Below are 2,464 nucleotides of genomic sequence, written 5' to 3'. Positions count from 1 at the left end.
GAGCCACTCGTGTGTGGCGGTGCCGACGATGGACGGCCACGGGTCCCCGCCGGAGTTGGTGACTGGCCAGTCGAGGAGCTTGTACGCCAGACGCCTCGGGCAGGGGTCGCCGACCTCGGACGGGCCGATGCGGCGTTGCAGGGAGCGGGGCGCGTTCGCGGCGGTGTCGGTGATGATCTCGGTGAGCATCCGGCGGATGCCCTCTGAGGAGTCGGGTTCGACGCCGGGGGTGTCGCCTGGCTGGGTGAACATCAGGCCTCCTCGGTGGGGTCGAGGAGGACGAACCGTCGACTGCCCGGGGCGAGGCGCGTGTACTGCTTCGCTACCTCGGGCTGCTCCTCGCGGAGTGCCTTGATGTCCACCTGTTCGCGGGGCTTGGTCCACCGGTAGGTCACGACCGGGGCGCCCCCGATGCGGGCCTCGGTTGCCTCCCCCAGAAGGTCCTTGAGCTTGCCGACGATGGCGTTCTCGATTTCCCGGTGCTCGGCGATCCGGGCGCGGGTCAGACGCAGGGCCGCCACGAGGGTGGCCTCGTCGGTGAGGTCGACGTGCTCGGCCATCAGGCCACCGCCTCGGTGCTCGGAGGTGTTCCGTATCCGGCGGTGTGCAGGAGCTCGACGAGCGTGGACACGTGCATCCGGACGGGCTCGCCGAGGATGGTGGGGGCGAGCGGGGACCGGGCGGAGACCACTGCGAACAGCGTCATGAGGTCGAGGTGAGCCCACCAGTCGCCGACCCGCTCGGCCGAGTACCCCGCCCTTTTGGTGATGAGCACGCCGAGGTCTGCGTCGGCGTGCTCCCGCTCGGTCTCGGTCTCTTCCAGCCAGCGGGCGACGCCCCCGTCGGCGGCACGCTCGGCGACTTTGCCGCTCTTGATCTCCCAGCACAGGCCGGGCGTGCCGGTGATGTCGCCGAGGTCGGTGCCACCGGCGAGGGCTCGGCGTTCGGCGGATGGCCAGCCGTGCTCTCGCAGGTATCGCACGACACCGCTCTCGGCGCGGGTGCCGATGGCGCGGGGTCCGGACATGGTGGGTTCTCCCTCTGGTCGGTGGGTGGGCCCGCCTGCAAGGACGGTGCGGGCGGGCCCGGTTCGTGGTGGTCAGGCGTCGTCGAGGAGGCCGAGGACACCGAGGAGGCTGCGGAGGTCGTCGGCGTCGTGGGTGCGGCCGGCCACGACCAGGCGGGCACTGTCGACCTGTTCCGGGCTGGGGTTCAGGTCCTCGCCGGGCGGGATGGCGTGCGCGAGTTCAGCCACGGTCGGCCTCGATCTCGCAGGAGGCGAAGTGCGCGGGGAGCTCATCGACGTCGTTGTCGAGGAGNCCGTCCCCGCCGCACGTGTGGGTGTGGGTGACGGTGCCGAGCGCACCGGCGGGGTGCGGCGCAGAGGGCACGATCGTGGTCACGTGCGCCCCGATGTTGAAGTCAGACATCGGAGGGGAGTCCTGCCACGTACCGGGCGTACAGCCGCAGCTCGCCGTCGATTGTGAACGAGCGAGCCTCGAACGCGCCCTCGGGCCTCCAGGGGACGGTGATGCCCTTCGCGATCACCCTGCGGCGGTTGTAAATCTGTGGAGTGCCGGGCTTACCGGTCAGGATTAGCGCCCACTGGCCCGGGCGGTTCGTGAGCTGATGGGCGATGGTGTGGCCCCATGCGCGGGGGCCGGACCTGCTGTCGTGGTTGGGCAGGTGATCGACGAATTCGATCTCGGTCACAATTCCTCCTCGGTGCGGTGGTGGGCGCCGCGGGCGGCGGTGATGATGTCGTCGGTGCCGCCGGTGAGCCGGTCGACGAGCGCCTCGGTCTCGGCGAGTCGGGTTTCGAGCTCGCGGATGGTGCGGTCCTGCCGGGTCACCACGGCGGCGAGGCGGCGGGCCCGCTCACCGCACAGAAGCCAACTCACGGCCGCGGTCGAGACCAGCGCGGCGAGGACGAACATGGGCATCCAGTCGGCGACGGTGAACATCCAGGAGGGCAGAGCCGGGTTCATGCGGCCTCACCGCCCGGGGTGTCGACCACAGTCACGACCCGCACAGCGGCACCCCGGTAAGAGCCCTCGATCACGTGGTGCTCCCGAGGACCGTCGGGTCGCACCTGCACAGGTCCGGCGCCGATGATGCGCTGCCACACGGCGAGGCCCCGCAGGCGTCCGATGTCGAACTCACCGCCGTGGAGGTGTCCCTCGATGCGGCGGTCGTGCCCGTGGCGGCAAGCGGGCAGGGTCCACGCCACGGGGAGCGCGTTCTCGCGAGCGAGGTCGGCGAGGATGTCGACGAGGTCGGCCTGTGTCGTCGGGGTCGGGGCGGGGGCGTCGAGGTCGACCTCGGCGGTGAGCTCGNNTGGGGGAGCCGCAGGGCCCGGCGGGCGGGGTGGGTAGAGTGGTTCATGCGAGAACTCCGGTTTCTCGTGTACGCCCTCACCGGTTGCGTCGGTGGGGGCTTTTTTCGTGCCTAGGGGTCAGGCGGC

General features: G+C 70.9%; 6 protein-coding genes and 1 pseudogene. All 7 read right to left on the bottom strand.

What is annotated here, in order from left to right; all coding sequences use genetic code 11:
- Positions 1 to 252: pseudogene (locus D474_RS27435) on the bottom strand (hypothetical protein); the annotation flags it as partial.
- Positions 252 to 560 carry a hypothetical protein gene (locus tag D474_RS0102865; RefSeq protein ID WP_017612093.1) on the bottom strand — a complete coding sequence of 103 codons (309 nt, stop codon included), beginning with the start codon at positions 558 to 560 and terminating at the stop codon, positions 252 to 254. The gene D474_RS0102865 and the pseudogene D474_RS27435, both read right to left, overlap by 1 nt.
- Positions 560 to 1,027 carry a hypothetical protein gene (locus D474_RS0102860; RefSeq protein WP_017612092.1) on the bottom strand — a complete coding sequence of 156 codons (468 nt, stop codon included), beginning with the start codon at positions 1,025 to 1,027 and terminating at the stop codon, positions 560 to 562. The genes D474_RS0102865 and D474_RS0102860 overlap by 1 nt, the downstream gene beginning before the upstream one ends.
- A 72-nt stretch (positions 1,028 to 1,099) precedes the next feature.
- Positions 1,100 to 1,255: a hypothetical protein gene (locus D474_RS32555; protein ID WP_017612091.1), complete on the bottom strand. Its 156-nt coding sequence runs from the start codon at positions 1,253 to 1,255 to the stop codon at positions 1,100 to 1,102.
- A 167-nt stretch (positions 1,256 to 1,422) separates the two neighbouring features.
- Entirely contained in the window at positions 1,423 to 1,713 is a 291-nt protein-coding gene (locus tag D474_RS0102845; protein WP_017612089.1) for a hypothetical protein, read from the bottom strand.
- Complete coding sequence (locus tag D474_RS0102840; RefSeq protein ID WP_017612088.1) at positions 1,710 to 1,988, bottom strand: hypothetical protein; 279 nt, start codon at positions 1,986 to 1,988, stop codon at positions 1,710 to 1,712. Before D474_RS0102840 ends, D474_RS0102845 begins: the two co-directional genes overlap by 4 nt.
- Positions 1,985 to 2,230 (bottom strand): hypothetical protein, encoded by a 246-nt coding sequence (locus D474_RS0102835; protein WP_017612087.1) that lies wholly within the window; start codon positions 2,228 to 2,230, stop codon positions 1,985 to 1,987. Before D474_RS0102835 ends, D474_RS0102840 begins: the two co-directional genes overlap by 4 nt.
- Positions 2,231 to 2,464 lie beyond the last annotated feature (234 nt).

Origin of the sequence: Nocardiopsis salina YIM 90010, assembly GCF_000341025.1 — a bacterium.
GTDB classification, from domain to species: domain Bacteria; phylum Actinomycetota; class Actinomycetes; order Streptosporangiales; family Streptosporangiaceae; genus Nocardiopsis; species Nocardiopsis salina.
The sequence above is the reverse complement of the archived record's forward strand: the minus strand, read 5'-3'. Positions and strand labels throughout refer to the sequence as shown.

Bases quoted from the DNA above. Each gene is read 5' to 3' on its own strand.
- D474_RS0102860 (WP_017612092.1), bottom strand. From the start codon at position 1,027: ATGTCCGGACCCCGCGCCATCGGCACCCGCGCCGAGAGCGGTGTCGTG.
- D474_RS0102840 (WP_017612088.1), bottom strand. From the start codon at position 1,988: ATGAACCCGGCTCTGCCCTCCTGGATGTTCACCGTCGCCGACTGGATG.
- D474_RS0102865 (WP_017612093.1), bottom strand. From the start codon at position 560: ATGGCCGAGCACGTCGACCTCACCGACGAGGCCACCCTCGTGGCGGCC.